The sequence below is a fragment of the Streptomyces chlorus genome (assembly GCF_042655885.1).
Taxonomy (GTDB): Bacteria; Actinomycetota; Actinomycetes; order Streptomycetales; family Streptomycetaceae; genus Streptomyces; species Streptomyces chlorus.
Genome location: NZ_JBHSOA010000061.1, coordinates 298,052 through 317,490, shown reverse-complemented (window position 1 = coordinate 317,490; position 19,439 = coordinate 298,052). Strand labels below are relative to the sequence as shown.

The window sequence follows — 19,439 nt, the reverse complement described above, 5'->3', positions numbered from 1 at the left end:
ATTTTTTTGCGCCACGGGCCTGCCGCCGTATCCTGCTCCCCGCTTCGGCCGTGTGCGTACGAGGACGCCGGCCGCCGGCCGCCGGCTCAGAGTGCCGCCTCCATGCGGCGCACCGCTTCCCCGAGCACAGCGGCCGCATCACCGAGGCGGGCGCGGGTGAAGCGCAGCGAAGGGGCCGAGACGATCATCGCCGCCACGGCGCGGCCGCCCGGCTCCCGCACGGCGGCGCCCACCGCGGAGATGCCGCGTTCGGTACCTCCGATATTGACGGCGTAGCCCCGCCTGCGGACGGTCTCGAGCGTGCGGTGCAGTGTCTCGGGATCGGTGTCCGCCTGTGCGGTGCGCCGGGTGCCGTAGATGTCGGCGAGTTCGGAGACGCCCAGGTCGGCGAGGAGCGCCTTGCCGCCGGCGGAGAGGTGCGCGGGCAGGCTCACGCCCGTGCGGCTGCCGACGCGCAGTGCGTGCGTTCCCTCGATGCTGTGCAGGATGCGCGCCTCGGCCCCGGTCCGGACCGCCAGGTGCACCGTCTCACCGAGCTGTCCGTTGAGCCACAGCAGGTGCGGCCGGGCGGTTTCCACGAGGTCGTACTCGGAGCGCTGGGACATCCCCAGGCGGTAGAGCGTGGGGCCGGGCCGGTACACCTTGTCGGCGCCCTGCACCGCGAAGCCGCGGCCGCGCAGGGTGGAGAGCAGACGATGAGCCGTGGACCTGGCCACACCCAGCTCGTCGGCAGCCTCGCTCAGCCGCACGCGCCCCTGCTTGCGGAGCAGGAGCAGCAGGGAGAGGGCGTTCTCCACGGATTCCAGGCCTTGCGCGGGCTTGCCGCCCGCGCTCCGCGGTTCCGCTCCGGGCCGCGACGTACGATCTGAGTTCTCCACAGCGGAATTCTACAACCGACTCATGGAGCGGCACGCATCGCGCCGAGGCTCCGGACGCCGGGAGTGTCAGTGTTCGGTCGTAGTCTTCGAAAGGGCCGGAAAGGCCGGCCGGGCGGTCGGGGACCGGGGGTGGGTGCGGTGACGAGAGCTTTGGGCGCGGGGCTGCGGCGGGTGGTGGAGGCGGCCGACCCGGTCAGTGGGCGGGTCAAGGGGACCGAGGCCCAGCTTGCGGGGCTGGTCAAGCGGGGGCTGGCGTTCCGGCACCCCCGTGCGCCGCACGATCACTTCCTGACGCCGGCGGGGCACCGGATACGAGAAGGGGAGGACGGCGCAGAGGGGCAGAGCGGCGCGGAGCCGGAGGGCAGGGCCTCCGGCAGTGGAGCCTCCGGCGGGGTGTTCGCCGCTCGGGCCGGCGGGGAGAAGGGTGCGGCCGAGGGCGGGGCCGCGCGCGTGCGTGAGGTGCGGAGTGCGTGGCAGGGGCTGCTGGAGTTGCGGCGCATGTCGCACACGGACGGTGCCACCGACCGGCCCTGCGGCTGGGAGCGCGGCCATCTGGTGCAGGCCGCCGCACTCGCCCTGGAGGCCGCCGGGCACCGTCCCGCCGGAGAGGACACCGAGGCGGGCGGGTACCGGGTGCGGGAGACACCGCAGCCGGAGGCCGTCGCCGTGTACGAGGCGGACGGCGAGGCGCTGCGGGCCTGCGCGGCCACTCTGGAGAAGGCCGGCTGGCAGGTCGGGGAGTACACGGAGCCCAGGACGCGGGCGCGTTATGTGCTGGCCTCCCCGCGACGTGTGTGAGGGCGCGTGCCAGGATCGGTGGTGAGTGCAGCGAATCGAGCAGGTGCGAAGGGGACGCAGTGAGCGAGCCGTTTTCCGTCCGGGTGACCGTGCGCGGATACGAGACCGATGTGCAGGGTCACCTCAACCAGGCCGTATACCTCAATTACGCGGAGCACGCGCGCTGGGCGCTGCTCCATGAAGCGGGGATCACGCAGTCCGTGCTCGCCGCGCGGGGCGTGGGACCGGTCGCCCTGGAGACGACCATCCGCTACAAGCGCGAGCTGCTCGCCGGCGACGAGGTCGACGTGAGCTGCGCCTTCACCTGGAGCGCCAGCAAGACGTTCCGCATCGAGCAGGTCATCACCAGAACGGACGGCACCGTCTCGGCCGAGATCTCGGCCGTCGGCGGCGTGCTGGACCTCAAGCTGCGCAAGCTGGTGCCGAGCCCGCAGGACCTCTTCCGGAAGCTGGCCAAGGAGCCGAGCCTGTTCGGGCTGTGAGCAGCTTTGGTAATATCGACGACTCTGCTGCTCAATTCGCCAGCCTCTTAGGAACAGCCACTCGGAGCGCCGGGCATGGCCGCGTCGCCGCAGGTCGCGGAGTGCGGTCCTGCGGCCCCGAGGAATTGTGCAGCAGAGTCATCGACGCGCGCCGCGAAGAGCTCCCGCAGTACGGTCTGACGATGGACGATCAATGGCCGTCGGCACTCGACCTCATGGCCCGGCTCGCAGGGCTGCGACCGCGCGAGCGGGGGGGGACGCGGGAAGTCCTCGCGAGCGAGAGCCGTCAGCATGCCTCGGTCTGGGAGAAACCCGCCGGCTGACCACGCATCGGCCGCCCTCTCCGCCGATGCCGAGCCAGGTTGTCGTCACTCGCGCCCGATCAGGAACACCTGGGGGTCGCTGTCCCCGTTCCCGGCGGTCGTCGGGTCCGCGCAGGCTTCCACCACGGCCGCCGCGCCCTTCTCGTCGGCGTCGCCGTGGATGCCGACGCACATCCCGTCGCCCGTCTCGGGGCGCAGCCGCCAGCCGTCGGTGCCCTCGGCTCGCTCGATGCCGAACCGCTGGGAATCGGCCGCACAGTCGTTCCAGGGTTCGAGCATGCTCTTGAAGGTTCCGTCGCGCAGGACGGTGAGGCAGCCCTTGTCGTTCCGGGGGTGATCCCACTGGATGCGGTAGAGGCCGTCGTCCTCCCGCAGGAGGTCGGTACGCGGGGGAACGGCCTGATCACAGGGCCGCTGGACCGCCACCACCTTGGCCTCGTCCCGCCTGCGCACCTCCCCTTCGGTCAGACACAGTTCCGGCGCCCGTGCGGGTCGTATGCGTGTCGGGCCCGGCGCGGGACCTGAAAGTACGGGGGTGGCCACCGGGTTCGTGAACGTCTCCGACGGCTCCTTGCCCTTGTCGTCGGCGGCCGGCGTGCCTCCGTCCTGCGGCAGCAGCACCAGGGCGCCGACCACGAGGAGGGCGACCGTGCCGAGAGAGGCGACGGCGGCGAGGCGGGCCGTACGGAAGCGGCTGCCGCCACCGGTCGGCGGATGCCCGTTCCGGCCGTCGGCCGTGGCGGCGCCGGACACTTCCCGGCCGTGCCGACCTGAGACGGAGGCGGACTGGGACCCGAGCCGGACGAGGGACTCGGAGCCGGACTCGGCGGCGGGCGCGGGCTGGGACGCGATCCGTTCCCGTGCCTCCAGCCATGCGGCCACGTCCTGTCCGGCACCGCACGCCCGTACCAGCGCCGCGGCGACCTCCGCGCGGGGCAGCGTGTCCCGTCGCAATATGTCCGCCACGGTGCTGCGCGCCAACACGTCTCCGTGCTCGGCAGCCCGCTGCTCCAGCCGGCGGAAGGTCAGTCCGCTGTGCTCCTTGAGCCGGCGCAACAGGGCGACGTCTCGGCCCTGGTCCGCGCCGCCCCGGGATCCAACTCCCCCATGATCGCCATGTGGCCATTTTGATCCCGGCCTTCACCGACGACAACCCCCGTCCCGGCCACACCGTACGCCCCGGCCGGAAGATCCGGACAAGCCGCTGACCAGCCCGGACACCCGTACGGCTGTCCGGGACACCGAAAGCCATTGCCGGAAGGGAACCCGTCCCCCAGGCTCGGTTGCTGTCGCGGCGCCCGGCCTCACGGCGGGGGAGGAGGACCGGCCGTCGTGCCCGGCCACCCCACCCGACCGTCGGACAGGAGTCGTCCCATGCCCACGCCCACGCCCACACCCATATCCATGCACCGCCCGCGTGCCCGTCGGCTCGTACCGGTCGCCGCCCTCGCCACCACCATCGGCACCGCGCTGCTGCTCGCCGGCATGGCCGAGCCGAGCTGGGGTGCCACCGCCGCCAAGTACCCGGGGCAGGTCAAGTGCCCCAAGGGCGACTACCAGTTGTGCATCAACGGCGGCCCGGGCGGCTTCACCGTCAGCGGCAGAACGTTCTCCGGCCACGCCAACGCGATCCTGCTGAGGAACGTCTCGAACGTCACGGTCAGCGGAAACACGTTCAAGAACCTCAGCGGCTCCACCGGATACGCCGGCGTCCATGTGAAGAACTCATCCGGCATCGTGATCCGGAAGAACACCTTCTCCGGGCTGCGCAACAGCGGGAAGATGCACGGCGTCTACCTGGTGCAGACCTCGGGCAGCAGTGTCACCGGCAACAAGTTCTCGTCGATCACCGGCGACCCCGTACGGATCAGGGACGGCAGCCGGAACAACACCGTGAGCGGGAACACCTTCACCAAGTCCGGCCAGTACGCCATGTTCAGCGAGTGGGGCCGGCTGGAGAAGGGCGAGGCCTGCGGTCGCGGCAACGTCTTCAAGAGCAACAAGTACGGAACCGGCTACTCCGGCAAGCGGCTCCCGCTGATCAAGTGGGGTGGCAGGGGCGGCGGCAGCACCGGCCTCAAACTCACCTGGAACAACTGCAAGAAGGCAAGCATCGTCAACAAGGGCGGCAACACCAAGCTTTAGAACCGATGTTGACGGCGTGCGTACGATGGAGAGGAAACGCGTCAACGCCCCGCCCCAGGCTGTGCGCCGGGTGGGCCGGACGGGGGAAGAAAGGTGCGTGCCCGATGACGGTCGGGCTCCTCTCCACAATTGCTGCCGCGTTCTACGGGGGCACGGTCTCGGTCCTCGCTCTCACTGCCACCTTTGCCCGGCGCCGCACGCTGCGGCATGAAGCGCGCCGCACCCTGGCCGTCCTGGTGCCGGGGAGGCCGGTGGAGCCGCCGCACGCAGGCGAGGTGACGGCAGACCCGAACGGCTGAGAGACGCGGAGGGCCACCAGGTTCTGGGAATCACCGGCCGTCGAGGCGGCGGCGCCACGGCGAACGCACTCCCGCTGGGTGGCCCTCGCCGTCCTGTGCGCCGGGACGCTGATGACGCCCCTGGACGGCAATCTCGACGGCCCCGGAAAGACCGGAACGAACGGGCCGTACCTGAAGTAGGCGGCACTGGGGCCTGGCGGGCCCGCCCGGAACAACTCGGGCGGGCCCGCTCGCCGTTCAGGATCTGCGCTCAGCCCTGCGCCACGATCGCGGCCAGCCGCTGGGCCTGCGCGCGGGTGGTGCGGGCGATCTCGTCCTCGTCGGCCGTGCGCAGCCGGCTGCCCTCCACGATCTGGCGGCCGTTGACGAACGACGCCGTGACCGGCGCCGCCGCACCGAGGACCAGCGCGGCCACCGGGTCGGCGATGGAGGCGTGGGCGAGGGTGTCCATCCGCCACAGCACCAGGTCGGCGAGCTTGCCCGGCTCCAGTGAGCCGATCTCCGCCGCCCGGCCCAGGACCTGGGCGCCTCCGTAGGTTCCCAGACGCAGTGCCTGACGTGCCGTCAGGGCGGTCTCGCGGTGCGGGCCGAGGCGGTTGACGAGCAGGGCGTTGCGCAGTTCGGTGTGCAGTTCGCCGGACTCGTTGGACGCGGTGCCGTCCACGCCGAGGCCGACCGGAACACCGGCCGCCAGCAGGTCGGGGACGCGGGCGATCCCGGCGCCGAGGCGGGCGTTGGAGGAGGGGCAGTGGGCGACGCCCGTCCTCGTACGGGCGAAGGCGGCGATGTCGGAGTCGTTCATGTGGACGCAGTGCGCCATCCACACGTCCTCGCCGAGCCAGCCGGTGGACTCGAAGTAGTCGGTCGGGCCCATCCCGAACAGTTCGTGGCAGAACTTCTCCTCCTCCACCGTCTCCGACCCGTGCGTGTGCAGTCGTACGCCGAGACTGCGCGCCAACCGCGCTCCCTGTCGCATCAGTTCGGTGGAGACGGAGAACGGGGAGCAGGGTGCCACGGCGACCTGGGTCATGGCGTCGAAGGAGGTGTCGTGGTGCTGTCGGACGGTCTCCTCGGTCGCGGCGAGGGCGCCTTCGAGCGTCTCCACTGCGAAGTCCGGGGGCAGTCCGCCGTCCTTCTCACCGCGGTCCATCGAACCGCGGGCCAGGGTGAAGCGCACGCCCATGTCGCGGGCGGCGCGGATGACGGCGCCGGACAGGTCCCCGGAGCCGCGCGGGAACACGTAGTGGTGGTCCATGGCGGTGGTGACACCGCCGCGGGCCATCATCGCGAGGGAGCCCCGGGCCGCGGCGTGCACCATGGGCTCGTCGATGCGCGCCCAGGTCGGGTACAGCGCGACGAGCCAGTCGAACAGGTTGTGGTCGGTGGCCAGGCCCCGGGTGATCCACTGGTAGAAGTGGTGGTGGGTGTTGACCAGGCCGGGCGTCGCCAGATGTCCGGTGGCGTCGATGCGGCGGACGACGTTTCCCAGGCCCTCGGGGGCCCTGCCCGCGCCGAGCGACTCGATGCGGTGGCCGGCGAGGACGAGGTACCCGGAGGCGTACTCGGTGTCCTTCGCGTCGACGGTCGCGATCGCGCAGTTCTCGATGACGATGCGCTGGACTGCTTCCATGGGTTCGTCTTTCTACGTCGTTCTTGTTCTCAGAGGTGGGTCTCAGAGGTTGGTGAGGTCCGCCGGTATGAGCGCCTCGCAGCCGTCGCGCAGGATCGTGGCCTCTATCAGGCCGTAGGGGCGGTCGGCGGCGAAGTACACGGCGCCGTCCGCACTCTCGTTGTCGAGTCCGAAGGGTTCCAGGTCCACCTGGAAGTGGTGGCGGTTGGGGAGGGAGAAGCGCACCTCGTCTATTTCCTCACGGTGCTCGATGATCTGCGCGCCCATCCGGTACATCGTCTGCTGGAGGGACAGGGAGTAGGTCTCGGCGAAGGCCTGGAGCAGGTGCTGCTTCGTCCGCTCGTAGGACGTCTCCCAGTCGGGCATCGGCCGCTCGTCGTCGGTCCAGTTGAACCGCCATCGGGCGGCGACCGAGGTGGCGAGGAAGCGGTCCCGGGTCTCCTTCAGGGTCGTGTACCTGTCCTTGACGAAGCCGTGGAACTCGGAGTCGGTGGAGTTCAGTACCGTCAGGTCCTTCAGGCCCGAGACGACCTCCCACCGCTCGCCGTCGTAGGTGACCTGCGTCAGCCGGGTCTCCTGGCCCTTGCGGACGAAGGAGTGCTCGCCGTGCTCCCGCTGGTGGGCGGGGGAGGTCGCGATCCTGTCCCAGGCGTACTCCTCGACGCGGATGCGGGCCCGGTGGATGGGCTCCTGGGAGGTGACGAAGTGCCGGGCGAGATGGATGCCGAACTGCTCGGCGGACTCGATGCCGTGCTCCTTGGCGAAGGCGAACACGGTGTTCTTGGTGGTGTCGGTCGGCAGGACGTTGGCGTTGGAGCCGGAGTAGTGGACGTCCTCCATGTCGCCGGACAGGGCGACGGAGACGTTCAGGTCCTTGATGTGGTGGGTGGCGCCGTCCCGCGTGATCCTGACGACGCGGTTCTCCGCCTTGCCGTACTGGTTCCGGCCGAGAATCGTGGGCATGTCTGCTAGCTCCCTCGGTATACGGAGTAGCCGAACGGGTTGAGCAGCAGCGGTACGTGGTAGTGCTCGCCCGGTACGACGGCGAACGTGATCGCCACCTCCGGGAAGAACACTCCGGTGCCGCTGTCCCGATGCGCGGGGGCGTCCTGCTGTGCCTCGGCTTGCCTGTCGGTGAAGTGCGGGGTGAAGTACGGCTCCACGTCGAAGTCGAGCCGTACGCGGGTGGTGCCCTCCGGCAGCGCCGGGAGGTCCTTGCATCGCCCGTCCGCGTCGGTCGCGGAGCCGCCGAGCGCCTGCCAGTGCGCCTCCCGGCCCGAGCGGGCGGAGAGCTGGACAGCGATGCCCCGAGCGGGGCGGCCGACGCTGGTGTCCAGGATGTGCGTGGAGACGGAAGCGGTGGTCTCGGTGCTCATACGGGCACTGCTCCTAGGGACGTCGGGGCTGCCGGTCCGCTTCGACGAGCCGGGCCAGGCGGATGCGGTTGATCTTCCCCAGCTCGGTGCGGACGGTCTCGCGTTCCCGTTCCGGTGTGTTGCCGAGGCGTTCCCTGGCCTCGTCGCGCATCTGCTCGCCGGTCCGGCCGGTGGCGCAGATGAGGAACACATGGCCGAACTTCTCCTGGTGGGCGAGGTTCAGCTCGAGCATCTCCGCCTTGAGCCGGTCCGGCGCGCAGGCCATGCCGCTCTGCTCCCGCGTCGAGTCCGGGTCACCGGGCCGGGGTCTGCCGATCGGCGGGTGCCCGGCCATCGCCTCGTCGAGGTCCGCCGCGGTCAGCCCGCTCATGGCGGCGTCGGCGGCGGCGTACAGATCGTCGACGGTCGTGTACGGGCGGTCGGCGAGCAGCCGCCGGGCCCACGCCGTGGAGGCGCACACCTCGTGGAGGGCGGCGAGGGCCGCGCTCTCCTCCAGGGCGTTGAAGCGGGCCAGGCCCTGCGGCGTGGAAGTGGACGTCACACAAACCTCCCCTGCCGGGAACGGCCGTCCTGCGGAACGGGCGTGCCGACAGCTAACGCCGCCCCGGACCGCCACGTCAACACTTTGTTGAAAGACGGGAGGGCCGGGCCACCCCTCGAAGACCTGCCGAAGACCTGCCGAAGACCTGCCGAAGCCCGTCAGAAGCCCTTCACGAACCCTTCTCCCGATTGAGGTAGTTGTAGACGGTGAAGCGGCTGACGCCGAGCGCGCCCGCCACCGTCTCGACACCGTGCCGGACGGTGAAGGCGCCGCGCGCCTCCAGGCTCCGTACGATCTCCTGCTTGGCCCTGCGGTCCAGGTCGGCAAGGGGTCTGCCGTGCCGGCGCTCCAGCGCGGCGAGGATGTGACCGAGGGAGTCGGCGAGCTGGGGCAGGCGCACGGCGACGGCGTCGGTGCCCTCCCAGGCGAGGACGACGTCGTCGGGACCGGCCTCGTCGGGCGGGAGCAGCTGCCCGCCCATGGCGTCGACGAGCGGCTTGACGGCGGCGATGAACGGCTCGTCCGCCACGCCGCTCATCCCTCGGCCTCCGCGATCACGTTGACCTGGAGCGAGACCCGGGTCGCGCCGGCCTCCAGGCTGCGGCGCAGCAGGGCGTCCACGGCGGCGAGGACCACGTCGGCGCCGCCCTCCGCGGTGTTCCCGAACGGCCCGACGTCCACCGAGTCCAGCGCGGCCCCCTCCACGACCTCCCGGGCCACCACCGCATGCGCGGGCGCCTCGTCCAGATCGAAGGGCTCGGTCGTGAACTCCACTCTCAATCGCACTGCGCCCCCACGGCATCGGCTCTGACCTGTGTGTTCCTGTCATCCCTCCGGCCGAGAGGGCCCATCCGGGGCGCATTCTCCCCGCAGAACACCGAACGCCCGGTCCACCGCTGCCCTGGTCCGTTTCCCCGGCTCGGAGGGAAGGTGGCTGTAGACGGTAAGGATCACCGCAGCGCCGGTGTGCCCCAGCCGCTCCGACACGACCTTAACGGACCACCTGCGGCGGTCGGCAGGGATGCGCAGGCATGCCGTAGGGCTGGGCGTCCGGTGCCCCCGGGGAAGTCGCCGTTGGGCTGAGCCGAGCCGGCCACCGCCGAGTGCACCTACTGGTACAACCACACCCGGTTCCACGGTGGGACAGGGCACATCCCGTCTGCCGAGTACGAAGCCGACCGCTACCTCAGCACCACAAAATCCCAGGTCACAACCAACATCTGAGATCTCTGTCAAACCCGGGACGGTTCATCGGGCGGAGCAGGGGGACGGTCACGTCGCCCGTGTGGTCAGTTCGGATCGGGGGTGTCCGGTGGGGGGTGGACAGTGATGTGCCGGATCGTGTTGGGGGGCTCGCCGCGGCGGACGGACCCGGGGGCGCGGGCGATCGGCCGCTTGGCGTGGGCGGCGGAGGACAGCTGCCAGGGGACACTGGTCACGGTGACGCCGGGGGTGAAGAGCAGACGGCTCTTGAGCCAGAGGGCGGACTGGTTGTGGAGGAAGTTCTCCCACCAGTAGCCGACGACGTATTCGGGGATGAAGACGGCGACGACGTCGTGGGAGCCGGCGCGGCGGATGGAGCGTACGTACTCCACCGCCGGTCTGGTGATCTCGCGGTAGGGGGACCGGAGGACCTTCAACGGCACCTGGATGTCGAAGTCGTCCCACTGCTTGCGCAGGGCGGCCAGTGACTCCTGGTCGACCGCGACGGTGACTGCTTCCAGACTGTCGGGCCGGAAAGCGCGAGCGTAGGCAAGGGCGCGCAGCGTCGGCTTGTGGAGGGTGGCGACGAGCACGATCGCCAGGACCCGGGACGGCGGCGTGCTCTCCTGGCGCGGGTCGGTCACCGCGAGTTCCGCGGCAGTCCGGTCGTACTGGCGGCGGATGCCGCGCATCATCAGCCACAGCAGGACCGCCGCGAGGACGGCCAGCCAGGCGCCCTGGGTGAATTTGGTGACCAGCACGATCACCAGGACCAGGCCGGTGACGGCGGCGCCGGTGGTGTTGATGGTGCGGGCCACTTGGTGGCGGCGGCGCGACGCGGGGTCGGTCTCGGTGCGCAGTGCGCGGTTCCAGTGCCGGATCATGCCGGTCTGGGAGAGGGTGAAGGAGGTGAAGACACCGAGGATGTAGAGGTGGATCAGGCTGGTGACGTTCGCCTTGAACCCGTAGAGCAGGAGTCCGGCGACGACGGCCAGGGCGAGGATGCCGTTGGAGAAGACGAGCCGGTCGCCGCGGTTGTGCAGCTGGTGGGGAAGGTAGCGGTGCTGGGCGAGAATCGAGGAGAGCAGCGGGAAGCCGTTGAAGGCGGTGTTCGCGGCGAGGATCAGGATCAGGGCCGTGGCCGCCTGGATGTAGTAGAACCCGAAGCTGCTGTTCCCGCCGAAGACAGCCGCGGCGAGCTGCGCGATGACGGTGCGCTGGGTGTGTGCGCCGCAGTCGGCCAGTCCGGTGAGCCGGCAGGGGTCGTCGGTGATGTGCACCTTGGCGACGATCGCGAGGGTGGTGACGCCGACGAACATGACGACGGCGATGGTGCCCATGGCGGCCAGTGTGCTCGCGGCGTTCTTCGACTTGGGCTTGCGGAAGGCCGGCACTCCGTTGGAGATCGCCTCCACGCCCGTCAGCGCCGTACAGCCGCTGGAGAACGCGCGCAGCACCAGCATGATCAGAGCCAGCCCCGCCAGGTCCGTGTCGCCGGGGTCGGGGGTGATGCCGTAGCGGGCGCTCTCGGCGACGGGGGCATCGCCCAGCACGTAGCGGAGCAGCCCCGTGCCGACCATGATCAGCACTCCGCCGATGAACAGGTACGTGGGGGCGGCGAACAACCGGCCGGACTCGCGCACGCCCCGCAGGTTCATCGCCGTCAGCAGGGCCACGAAGCCCAGCGCCATCAGGACGCGGTGGTCGGCCAGCGACGGCAGCGCCGAGATGATGTTGTCCACTCCGGAGGCGACCGAGACAGCCACGGTCATCACGTAGTCGACCAGCAGCGCGGCCCCTACCACCAGACCCGCCGAGGGGCCGAGATTGGTCGAGACGACCGTGTATGAGCCACCCCCGCCCGGATAGGCGTTGACGACCTGGCGGTATGAGAGCACCACCACCGTCATCAGCGCGACGACCGCGGCCCCGATCCACGGCGTGAAGTGCAGATAGGCCAGCCCACCGAGGGTGAGGACCAGCAGGATCTCCTGCGTGGCATAGGCCACGGAGGACAACGGGTCGGACGCGAAGATCGGCAGAGCGAGCCGCTTGGGCAGCAGCGTCTCGCTCAACTCCTCACTGCGCATGGCCCGCCCGATGACCAGGCGCTTCAGCATTTCGGTCACCCTCGGCACAGCGCGATCGTAGACCGGTCGCGCCGACATCGGCCCTGCCGACGCGCAGTCGGCGTACGCCACGTCGTATCCCCTGCGCGAGGGCCTCCCCCGATCATGGGTGCGGGGGCGGCGGGGTCTGCTGCCGATGGCGGAATCGCTTCTGCTGTTCTGCGCACAGCCTGGCGAGGAGAGGGAGGGCCGTGGGCGAGGTGCACCCTTGACAGCCACCGAGATCCCCGGACAGTCTTCCATCAAGCAGAAAAAAGATTTCTCGATACGGAATATCTCCACGGAAGCAAACGGAAGTGAAGGGAGCGCGGCCCCGATGCCAGGTGTCGAGTGGAGTACAGCCGCAGACCAGCGCTTCAACGTCAACCTGTCGATCCTCTTCACCGAACTCCCGCTCCTGGAGCGCCCCGCGGCGGCCGCCGCGGCCGGCTTCACCGCGGTCGAACTGTGGTGGCCCTGGGCCGACTCGCCGACACCGGCGCGGTCCGAGCTCGACGGGCTGAGCAAGGCGATCGAGGACGCCGGCGTCCGCCTCACGGGCCTGAACTTCTACGCCGGGCAGCTCCCGGGCCCCGACCGCGGCGCTCTGTCGTTGCCGGGTGAGGAGTCGGAGCGGTTCCGTGCCCATGTCGAGGTGGCCGCGGGCTTCGCCGAGTCCCTCGGCTGTACGGCCCTCAACGCGCTGTACGGCAACCGCGTCGACGGCGTGGACCCGGCCGAGCAGGACGCGCTCGCCCTGGAGAACCTCGCCCTCGCCGCCCGCGCAGCCGACCGGATCGGCGCGATCCTGCTGGTCGAGGCGTTGAACCGGACCGAGTCGCCGCTGTACCCGCTGGTGTCGGCGCCGGCTGCGGTGGAGGTCGTCGACCGGGTGAACGCGGCCACGGGGCTGGGCAACGCCCGGTTCCTGATGGACCTCTACCACCTGGCCATGAACGGCGAGGACCTGCCTGCGGTGATCGAGCGGTACGCCGCGAGGACCGGCCATGTGCAGATCGCCGACAGCCCCGGCCGCGGCGCCCCCGGCACGGGCTCGCTCCCGCTGGCGGATCTCCTCGGCCGCCTGCGCAAGGCCGGTTACGCGGGCTGGGTCGGCCTGGAGTACAAGCCCGGCGACCGGCCGAGCACGGAGGCCTTCGACTGGCTGCCCCGCGAGGCCCGTGCGGCCCGCGCCGCCCGCTGATCACCCTCGTACAGACTTGTGCAGAGAGGCACTCCCACCATGAGCGACACCCCCGACACCCTTCCCAGGATCGCCTGGATCGGCCTCGGCATCATGGGCTCCCCCATGTCCGAGAACCTGATCAAGGCGGGCTACGACGTCACCGGCCACACCCTGGAGCGGGAGAAGCTGGACCGGCTGGCCGCCGCGGGCGGCACCCCGGCCTCCTCCCTCGCCGAGGCGGTCCGGAACGCGGACGTGATCATCACGATGGTGCCCGCGTCCCCGCAGGTCGAGGCCATCGCGTACGGGCCCGACGGCATCCTCGAGAACGCGCGGCCCGGCGCCCTGCTGATCGACATGTCCTCGATCACCCCGCAGACGTCCGTCGACCTGGCCGCCGCTGCGAAGGACAAGCACGTCCGTGTGCTCGACGCCCCGGTGTCCGGCGGTGAGGCGGGCGCCGTCGAGGCGGTGCTGTCCATCATGGTCGGCGGTGAACAGGCCGACTTCGACGCCGCGAAACCACTGTTCGAGGTGCTCGGCAGGACCGTCGTCCGGTGCGGCCCGCACGGCTCCGGGCAGACCGTGAAGGCCGCCAACCAGCTGATCGTCGCCGTCAACATCCAGGCGTGCGCCGAGGCCGTGGTCTTCCTCGAGAAGTCCGGCGTGGACCTGGCGGCCGCGCTGGACGTCCTGAACGGCGGCCTCGCGGGCTCGACCGTACTGACCCGCAAGAAGGACAACTTCCTCGGCCGGAACTTCGAGCCCGGCTTCCGGATCGACCTGCATCACAAGGACATGGGCATCGTCACCGACGCCGCCCGCACCGTCGGCGCGGCCCTGCCCGTCGGCGCCGTGGTCGCGCAACTCGTCGCGAGCCTGCGCGCGCAGGGCGACGGCGGACTGGACCACTCCGCGCTGCTGCGCGCGGTGGAGCGCCTGTCCGGTACCCGGGTCTGACTGCCCCGAGACCTCCGGGGGCGCCGGCGCCGACATCTGTCCTGTCGCGCCCGGGACACCGGCACCACCCGGAACCCCAGAACCGGAACAGGCTCGCGTACGGCCCTTGGCAGGAGGTCGGTGCCGTACGCGGAGCCCGCGGTGGACTGCGCGCGACCCGGGACGAGGGTGCCCGCACGGGCCCCCGCGGGCAGGGCGAGGGCGCCGTGGCAGCGGGCGAGCCAGTGCGATGGTGAAGGCCGCCGGCGCTTCCCCTTCGACCGGAGGGGAGCAGCGCCCGGGGCCGTCGCACCTGCCACGGCCCCGATTCCGGTCCCCCGATCCCGTCCGGGGTGCGGATCCGCCCGGCGGGCAGCAGCCTGGAGACATGGCAGATCCCGCGGAGCATCCGCACATCGTGGTGCATTCCCCGGCGTTGGACGGCTCGCGCCGGGTCACCTCCGGCGACGAGACGCTGGGCGTCGCCTCGCACATCGACGACGTGGGCGAGATCCTGCGGCTCGCCGACCTCTACGTCACCGACGTCGAGGAGGCGGACCTCATCGAGTGGCAGGGTGGCGGCCCCGAGGACTGGCCGGGCCTGTCGGAGGAGCACCACGAGGCCTGAGCGAGCGTGCTTATACCTGAGCGAGCGTGTTGATCCACGTACGCATGCGCGAGGGTGCCATGGCGGCTGACCGGAGTGCGACCACGACCGCTCCACGGAAGCGGCCGTACGGTGGGGGTGCAGCGCATCGCGCAGGAGTCGCGGCGGGAGATCCGCTCGGTGGTGCGCGGCTACCGCACCACCGACCCGCACCCCGAACTCGCCGGTCAGGCCTTCAGCGTCCTGATGGATGTCGGCGCGTGCCACGGTTCCGTGGCGGTCTCCTCGAACTCGACGACGTTCCCTATGTCGTTGGTGGTCGACATGGCGATGTTGGTGACCCGCTCGAGGATGGCCTCGACGACGACCGGCACCCTGTGTTCCGCGGCGAGCTCCTTCGCCCGCTCCAGGGCCGCGCCCAGCTCACCGGGGTCGGTCACCCGGATCGCCTTGCAGCCGAGGCCCTCGGCGACCCGGACGTGGTCGACGCCGTAGACGCCCAGTTCGGGCGCGTTGATGTTCTCGAACTCCAGGCTGACCTGGAAGTCGATGTCGAACGCCCGCTGCGCCTGCCGGATGAGGCCGAGGTAGGAATTGTTGACCAGCACATGGATGTACGGGATCTTGTGCTGCGCCCCGACGGCCAGCTCTTCGAGCATGAACTGGAAGTCGTAGTCGCCGGACAGGGCGACGACCTGGGCTCTGGGGTCGGCCCTGGCCACGCCGAGTGCCGCCGGGACGGTCCAGCCCAGGGGGCCGGCCTGGCCGCAGTTGATCCAGTGCCGCGGGCGGTGGACGTGGAGCATCTGGGCGCCGGCGATCTGGGAGAGGCCGATGGTCGAGACGTACCGGGTCCCGGGGCCGAAGGCCCGGTTCATCTCCTCGTAGACGCGCTGCGGTTTGATCGGGATGTCGTCGAAGTGCGTACGCCGCTGGAGTGTGGCCCGCTTCTCCTGGGCCGCCGCCGCCCAGGCGGAACGGTCGGGCAGCCTGCCCTCGGCCCTGTGTTCCTTCGCGACCTGGACGAACAGCTCCAGCGCGGCGCGCGCATCGGAGGCGATGCCGTAGTCGGGGGCGAAGATCCGCCCGATCTGGGTGGGTTCGATGTCGACGTGGACGAACGTCCGGCCGGCCGTGTAGACGTCGAGCCGGCCGGTGTGGCGGTTGGCCCAGCGGTTGCCGATACCGAGGACGAAGTCGGCTTCCAGGAAGGTCGCGTTGCCGTAACGGTGCGAGGTCTGGAGGCCGACCATCCCGGCGTTCAGCTCGTGGTCGTCCGGGAGGACGCCCCAGCCCATCAGGGTGGGTACGACCGGTGTGCCGGTCAACTCCGCGAACTGCACCAACAGTTCGGGCGCGTCGGCGTTGATGACTCCGCCGCCCGCGACGATCAGGGGGCGCTCGGCGGCGTTCAGCATGCCGAGCGCCTTCTCGATCTGGGCGCGGCTCGCGGCGGGCTTGTAGACCGGCAGCGGCTCGTACGTGTCGGGGTCGAACTCGATCTCCCTCTGCTGCACGTCGATCGGCAGGTCGATCAGGACGGGTCCCGGCCGGCCGGAGCGCATGAGATGGAAGGCCTGCTGGAAAACGCCGGGAACCTGCGCGGCCTCGAGGACCGTCACCGCCATCTTGGTGACCGGCCCCGCGATGGCGGCGATGTCGACGGCCTGGAAGTCCTCCTTGTGGATCACCGCGGTCGGGGCCTGGCCGGTGATGCACAGGATCGGGACGGAGTCGCCGGTCGCGGAGTACAGGCCGGTGATCATGTCGGTCCCGGCCGGACCGGAGGTGCCGACGCAGACGCCGATGTTGCCCGGCCGGGTGCGGGTGTAGCCCTCGGCCATGTGCGAGGCGCCCTCGACATGGCGGGCGAGGGTGTGGGTGATGCCGCCGGAGCCCTTGAGCGCCGCGTAGAACGGGTTGATCGCCGCGCCGGGGACACCGAACGCGTCGGTGACGCCCTCGCGCTTGAGAATCTCAACTGCCGCTCGGGCAGCGGTCATTCGAGCCATGGAGTACTCCTGCTTCGACTGTCGGATGCGCACTCCCGTCGCGCCCCGCGGTGAGTGCCTCCCGCATCACCTTCCGCACCATCTTCCGCATTACGGAAAAGAAATTCTGCTATCTGGAAGAAATGTAGGCGGGTACGACGGAGGCCGTCAAGGGAGCGGTGTGCGTGCGGTCCGCGTGCCGGATACGTGCGTCACGAGAACGGCAACTGCCGGACAGGCCGGGGGCCCTGGGAGGACGATGGGGGCGCCGGCCTGAACTGATGACGTCGTCCGGGAACGGAAGTGGTGGGCCATGCCCGAGAGCGTGTCCGTGCGCTGTCCGGCCTGTCGGAGCGAGCACCGCTACACGGCGCCGCCGTACCCCTGCGCGTGCGGCGCCCCGGCCGACGCGCTGGACGCCACCCACTCCTGAGAAGCCCGAAAACCCGGGGACGCTCCCACCCCCGCCGTCCGATACTCGGCGCATGCGTACACACATCCGGCCCGCCGCCCCCGACGAGTTGTCCGCCCTCCAGGACATCGAACGGGCCGCCGGCGCCCCCTTCCGGGCCCTGGGCATGCCGGAGATCGCCGACGACCAACCGCCCGCCCTCGACACCCTCGACCACTACCGGCGGGCGGGCCGCTGCTGGGTCGCCGCCGACGAACGGGACCGGCCCGCCGCCTATCTGACCGCCGAACCGGTGGACGACGCGTTCCACCTCGAGCAGGTCTCGGTGCACCCGCGCGCCGCCCGCCGGGGCGTGGGCCGGTCCCTGATCGACCACGCCGCCGAGCAGGCCCGCGCGCAGGGCCTGAGCGCCCTGACCCTGACCACCTTCGCCGACGTCCCGTGGAACGCCCCGTACTACGCCCGCCTCGGCTTTCGCACGCTGGCCGAGGCCGAACTCACACCCGGTCTGCGCCGGATCCGCGCCCAGGAGGGCGAGCACGGGCTCGACCGGTGGCCGCGCGTGTGCATGCGCGGAAGCGTCCGAACGCTCCGCCGCCGGGGACGGACTCCTGAGGGCCTGCCCGGATCACGATCAGAGTGCTGACCGGATCGGCCGCTCCCCACCGCCCCACCGTTCAGCGCCGGGGACGTTCAGCTCGGCGATGAACATCGTCGGGGCGTCGTGGAGCGAGGTGCGGCACTCCTGCTGGACCGCCTCCGAAGTGACCCGCAGGTTGCCCATGACCATGCTGAACTGCCTGCACAGGTCAGGGGTCACCGGAAGTCCGCCTCTCGGTACTCGGCGTCGGAGCCCGCCGCCGTGGCTTCGCGCAGTTCGATGCGGCGGATCTTGCCGGAGACGGTCTTGGGCAGCTCGCCGAACTCCAGCCGGCGGATCCGTTTGTAGGGGGCGAGCACCTTGCGGGAGTGCTCGAAGAGCTCCCTCGCGGTGTCCGGGCCGGGCCGGTGGCCCTCCGCGAGCACGATGTACGCCTTGGGCACGGCCAGGCGCAGCTCGTCCGGGGCGGGCACGACGGCGGCCTCGGCGACCGCCTCGTGCTCCAGCAGGGCGCTTTCCAGCTCGAAGGGGGAGATCTTGTAGTCGGAGGCCTTGAACACCTCGTCGGCGCGCCCCACGTAGGTCAGGTAGCCGTCGGTGTCGCGGGAGCCGATGTCGCCGGTGCGGTAGTAGCCGCCCGCCATGGCCTGTGCGGTGCGGTCGGGGTCGCCGTGGTAGCCGGTCATCAGGCCCACCGGGCGGTTCGACAGGTCGAGGGCGATCTCTCCCTCGGTGGCGCCGGGCGCGCCGGAGACGGGGTCGAGGAGCTCGACCCGGTAGCCGGGCCCCGGGCGGCCCATGGAGCCGGTCCGCAGGGGCTGGCCGGGGCTGTTGGCGACCTGGACGGCGGTCTCGGTCTGGCCGAAGCCGTCGCGGATGGTGACGCCCCAGGCGCGCCGGATCTGTTCGATGACCTCGGGGTTGAGCGGTTCACCGGCGGCGACGGCCTCGCGCGGCGAGGTCTTCAGCCGGGACAGGTCGGACTGGATGAGCATGCGCCACACGGTGGGCGGGGCGCAGAAGGTGGTGACGCCCGCGCGGTCCATCTCGGTCATGAGCCGGGCGGCGTCGAACCGCGCGTAGTTGTGCAGGAAGACGGTCGCCTCGGCGTTCCACGGGGCGAAGAGGTTGGACCATGCGTGCTTGGCCCAGCCGGGTGAGGAGATGTTCAGGTGCACGTCGCCGGGTTTGAGCCCGATCCAGTACATGGTCGCCAGGTGCCCGACGGGGTACGAGGTGTGGGTGTGCTCGACGAGCTTGGGCTGTGCGGTGGTGCCCGAGGTGAAGTACAGCATCAGCGGGTCGTCGGCGAGGGTGGGGCCGTCGGGCGCGTAGTGCTCGGCGGCGCCGTAGGCGTCCTCGTAGGGCAGCCAGGCGTCGCCGGCGCCTCCGCCGACGGCGATCCGGGTGTAGTCGCCGGGCACCTCGTCGAACTTCGAGGTGTCGGCGGCGCGCGTGATCACGTGCCGGACGCGGCCCCGGTCGACGCGGTCACGCAGGTCGGCGGGGCCGAGCAGCGGGGTGGCGGGGATGACCACGGCCCGCAGTTTCATCGCGGCGAGCGCGGTCTCCCAGAGTTCGGCCTGGTTGCCGAGCATGACGAGCACCCGGTCCTCGGCGCGTACGCCCTGCTGCCGGAGCCAGTTGGCGGCCTGGTCGGAGCGGCGGGCGAGTTCGGCGAAGGAGAGCCTGGTCTGCTCGCCGTCCTCCTCGACGAGGTGCAGGGCGGTGCGGTCGTTGCCGTCCGCGATCACGTCGAACCAGTCGAGCGCCCAGTTGAAGCGGTCGGGGCGCGGCCAGCGGAAGCCCTCGTAGGCCGTGGTGTAGTCGTCGCGGTGTGCCAGCAGGAAGTCCCGGGCCCCGCGGAACTCCTCCGTCGCCGTCGCCGTTGTCATGTGTTCCCTTCCGTCGCCGTCGTCA

General features: G+C 70.8%; 20 protein-coding genes and 1 pseudogene. 9 read left to right on the top strand and 12 right to left on the bottom strand.

Features of this window, described 5'->3' with window-relative positions; all coding sequences use genetic code 11:
• Window positions 1-86: 86 nt before the first annotated feature.
• A complete protein-coding gene (locus ACFPZI_RS26925) occupies window positions 87-878 on the bottom strand; it encodes an IclR family transcriptional regulator (protein ID WP_381367959.1) in 792 nt (263 codons plus the stop codon).
• Window positions 879-1,016: 138 nt separating this feature from the next.
• On the opposite strand from ACFPZI_RS26925, the gene ACFPZI_RS26920 reads away from it, so the two are divergent.
• The 3 genes and pseudogenes from ACFPZI_RS26920 to ACFPZI_RS26910 all read left to right on the top strand — a co-directional run.
• On the top strand, window positions 1,017-1,676 hold the full coding sequence (locus ACFPZI_RS26920) for a hypothetical protein (RefSeq protein WP_381367956.1): 660 nt from the start codon (window positions 1,017-1,019) through the stop codon (window positions 1,674-1,676).
• Between the two features lie 59 nt (window positions 1,677-1,735).
• Window positions 1,736-2,158 (top strand): acyl-CoA thioesterase, encoded by a 423-nt coding sequence (locus ACFPZI_RS26915; protein ID WP_381367953.1) that lies wholly within the window; start codon window positions 1,736-1,738, stop codon window positions 2,156-2,158.
• Window positions 2,159-2,352: 194 nt separating this feature from the next.
• Window positions 2,353-2,481 (top strand): annotated as a pseudogene (locus tag ACFPZI_RS26910) (SAM-dependent methyltransferase); the annotation flags it as partial.
• A 45-nt stretch (window positions 2,482-2,526) separates the two neighbouring features.
• Here the strand turns inward: ACFPZI_RS26910 and ACFPZI_RS26905 are convergent.
• On the bottom strand, window positions 2,527-3,537 hold the full coding sequence (locus ACFPZI_RS26905) for a helix-turn-helix domain-containing protein (RefSeq protein WP_381367951.1): 1,011 nt from the start codon (window positions 3,535-3,537) through the stop codon (window positions 2,527-2,529).
• A gap of 318 nt (window positions 3,538-3,855) precedes the next feature.
• Here ACFPZI_RS26905 and ACFPZI_RS26900 point away from each other — a divergent pair, with 318 nt between their 5' ends.
• Window positions 3,856-4,626: a right-handed parallel beta-helix repeat-containing protein gene (locus ACFPZI_RS26900; RefSeq protein ID WP_381367948.1), complete on the top strand. Its 771-nt coding sequence runs from the start codon at window positions 3,856-3,858 to the stop codon at window positions 4,624-4,626.
• A gap of 104 nt (window positions 4,627-4,730) precedes the next feature.
• Window positions 4,731-4,925, top strand: coding sequence for a hypothetical protein (locus ACFPZI_RS26895; RefSeq protein WP_381367945.1), 195 nt, complete (start codon window positions 4,731-4,733; stop codon window positions 4,923-4,925).
• Between the two features lie 250 nt (window positions 4,926-5,175).
• Here the strand turns inward: ACFPZI_RS26895 and ACFPZI_RS26890 are convergent, their stop codons facing one another.
• From ACFPZI_RS26890 to ACFPZI_RS26860, 7 genes are all read right to left on the bottom strand, one after another.
• Window positions 5,176-6,555, bottom strand: coding sequence for an 8-oxoguanine deaminase (locus ACFPZI_RS26890; RefSeq protein ID WP_381367942.1), 1,380 nt, complete (start codon window positions 6,553-6,555; stop codon window positions 5,176-5,178).
• Window positions 6,556-6,597: 42 nt separating this feature from the next.
• Window positions 6,598-7,518, bottom strand: coding sequence for a factor-independent urate hydroxylase (gene pucL / locus ACFPZI_RS26885; RefSeq protein WP_381367939.1), 921 nt, complete (start codon window positions 7,516-7,518; stop codon window positions 6,598-6,600).
• Between the two features lie 5 nt (window positions 7,519-7,523).
• On the bottom strand, window positions 7,524-7,931 hold the full coding sequence (gene uraH, locus ACFPZI_RS26880; RefSeq protein ID WP_381367937.1) for a hydroxyisourate hydrolase: 408 nt from the start codon (window positions 7,929-7,931) through the stop codon (window positions 7,524-7,526).
• 13 nt (window positions 7,932-7,944) lie between these two features.
• Window positions 7,945-8,472, bottom strand: coding sequence for a 2-oxo-4-hydroxy-4-carboxy-5-ureidoimidazoline decarboxylase (uraD, locus tag ACFPZI_RS26875; RefSeq protein WP_381367934.1), 528 nt, complete (start codon window positions 8,470-8,472; stop codon window positions 7,945-7,947).
• A gap of 169 nt (window positions 8,473-8,641) precedes the next feature.
• Window positions 8,642-9,010 (bottom strand): helix-turn-helix domain-containing protein, encoded by a 369-nt coding sequence (locus ACFPZI_RS26870; protein WP_381367931.1) that lies wholly within the window; start codon window positions 9,008-9,010, stop codon window positions 8,642-8,644.
• Window positions 9,007-9,258 carry a YkoF family thiamine-binding protein gene (locus ACFPZI_RS26865; protein ID WP_326755635.1) on the bottom strand — a complete coding sequence of 84 codons (252 nt, stop codon included), beginning with the start codon at window positions 9,256-9,258 and terminating at the stop codon, window positions 9,007-9,009. Before ACFPZI_RS26865 ends, ACFPZI_RS26870 begins: the two co-directional genes overlap by 4 nt.
• A gap of 503 nt (window positions 9,259-9,761) precedes the next feature.
• Complete coding sequence (locus tag ACFPZI_RS26860) at window positions 9,762-11,795, bottom strand: APC family permease (RefSeq protein ID WP_381368101.1); 2,034 nt, start codon at window positions 11,793-11,795, stop codon at window positions 9,762-9,764.
• Between the two features lie 325 nt (window positions 11,796-12,120).
• Here ACFPZI_RS26860 and ACFPZI_RS26855 point away from each other — a divergent pair, with 325 nt between their 5' ends.
• The 3 genes from ACFPZI_RS26855 to ACFPZI_RS26845 all read left to right on the top strand — a co-directional run bounded on the left by ACFPZI_RS26855 (window position 12,121) and on the right by ACFPZI_RS26845 (window position 14,536).
• The gene (locus ACFPZI_RS26855) at window positions 12,121-12,987 is read left to right on the top strand and encodes a TIM barrel protein (protein ID WP_381367928.1); all 867 of its coding nucleotides are present in this window, start codon (window positions 12,121-12,123) and stop codon (window positions 12,985-12,987) included.
• Window positions 12,988-13,026: 39 nt separating this feature from the next.
• Window positions 13,027-13,929: a 2-hydroxy-3-oxopropionate reductase gene (locus ACFPZI_RS26850; protein ID WP_381367925.1), complete on the top strand. Its 903-nt coding sequence runs from the start codon at window positions 13,027-13,029 to the stop codon at window positions 13,927-13,929.
• A gap of 367 nt (window positions 13,930-14,296) precedes the next feature.
• Complete coding sequence (locus ACFPZI_RS26845) at window positions 14,297-14,536, top strand: hypothetical protein (RefSeq protein ID WP_381367922.1); 240 nt, start codon at window positions 14,297-14,299, stop codon at window positions 14,534-14,536.
• Between the two features lie 206 nt (window positions 14,537-14,742).
• Here ACFPZI_RS26845 and gcl read toward each other — a convergent pair whose 3' ends face one another.
• Window positions 14,743-16,527 carry a glyoxylate carboligase gene (gene gcl, locus ACFPZI_RS26840; protein ID WP_381367920.1) on the bottom strand — a complete coding sequence of 595 codons (1,785 nt, stop codon included), beginning with the start codon at window positions 16,525-16,527 and terminating at the stop codon, window positions 14,743-14,745.
• A 464-nt stretch (window positions 16,528-16,991) separates the two neighbouring features.
• Here gcl and ACFPZI_RS26835 point away from each other — a divergent pair, with 464 nt between their 5' ends.
• Entirely contained in the window at window positions 16,992-17,564 is a 573-nt protein-coding gene (locus ACFPZI_RS26835; RefSeq protein ID WP_381367917.1) for a GNAT family N-acetyltransferase, read from the top strand.
• On the opposite strand, the gene ACFPZI_RS26830 is transcribed toward ACFPZI_RS26835, so the two are convergent.
• Both ACFPZI_RS26830 and ACFPZI_RS26825 read right to left on the bottom strand, forming a co-directional pair.
• Window positions 17,553-17,738, bottom strand: coding sequence for a hypothetical protein (locus ACFPZI_RS26830; protein WP_381368115.1), 186 nt, complete (start codon window positions 17,736-17,738; stop codon window positions 17,553-17,555). The two genes, ACFPZI_RS26835 and ACFPZI_RS26830, sit on opposite strands and share 12 nt — an antisense overlap.
• A complete protein-coding gene (locus ACFPZI_RS26825) occupies window positions 17,735-19,414 on the bottom strand; it encodes an AMP-binding protein (RefSeq protein ID WP_381367914.1) in 1,680 nt (559 codons plus the stop codon). Before ACFPZI_RS26825 ends, ACFPZI_RS26830 begins: the two co-directional genes overlap by 4 nt.
• Between the last annotated feature and the right edge of the window lie 25 nt (window positions 19,415-19,439).

Excerpts from the sequence above, each read along its gene's own strand:
- pucL (WP_381367939.1), bottom strand. The coding sequence starts at position 7,518 with ATGCCCACGATTCTCGGCCGGAACCAGTACGGCAAGGCGGAGAACCGC.
- ACFPZI_RS26860 (WP_381368101.1), bottom strand. The coding sequence starts at position 11,795 with ATGCTGAAGCGCCTGGTCATCGGGCGGGCCATGCGCAGTGAGGAGTTG.
- ACFPZI_RS26850 (WP_381367925.1), top strand. The coding sequence starts at position 13,027 with ATGAGCGACACCCCCGACACCCTTCCCAGGATCGCCTGGATCGGCCTC.
- ACFPZI_RS26895 (WP_381367945.1), top strand. The coding sequence starts at position 4,731 with ATGACGGTCGGGCTCCTCTCCACAATTGCTGCCGCGTTCTACGGGGGC.
- ACFPZI_RS26855 (WP_381367928.1), top strand. The coding sequence starts at position 12,121 with ATGCCAGGTGTCGAGTGGAGTACAGCCGCAGACCAGCGCTTCAACGTC.
- ACFPZI_RS26870 (WP_381367931.1), bottom strand. The coding sequence starts at position 9,010 with ATGAGCGGCGTGGCGGACGAGCCGTTCATCGCCGCCGTCAAGCCGCTC.
- ACFPZI_RS26900 (WP_381367948.1), top strand. The coding sequence starts at position 3,856 with ATGCCCACGCCCACGCCCACACCCATATCCATGCACCGCCCGCGTGCC.
- ACFPZI_RS26890 (WP_381367942.1), bottom strand. The coding sequence starts at position 6,555 with ATGGAAGCAGTCCAGCGCATCGTCATCGAGAACTGCGCGATCGCGACC.
- ACFPZI_RS26845 (WP_381367922.1), top strand. The coding sequence starts at position 14,297 with ATGGCAGATCCCGCGGAGCATCCGCACATCGTGGTGCATTCCCCGGCG.
- gcl (WP_381367920.1), bottom strand. The coding sequence starts at position 16,527 with ATGGCTCGAATGACCGCTGCCCGAGCGGCAGTTGAGATTCTCAAGCGC.
- ACFPZI_RS26825 (WP_381367914.1), bottom strand. The coding sequence starts at position 19,414 with ATGACAACGGCGACGGCGACGGAGGAGTTCCGCGGGGCCCGGGACTTC.
- uraH (WP_381367937.1), bottom strand. The coding sequence starts at position 7,931 with ATGAGCACCGAGACCACCGCTTCCGTCTCCACGCACATCCTGGACACC.
- ACFPZI_RS26835 (WP_381367917.1), top strand. The coding sequence starts at position 16,992 with ATGCGTACACACATCCGGCCCGCCGCCCCCGACGAGTTGTCCGCCCTC.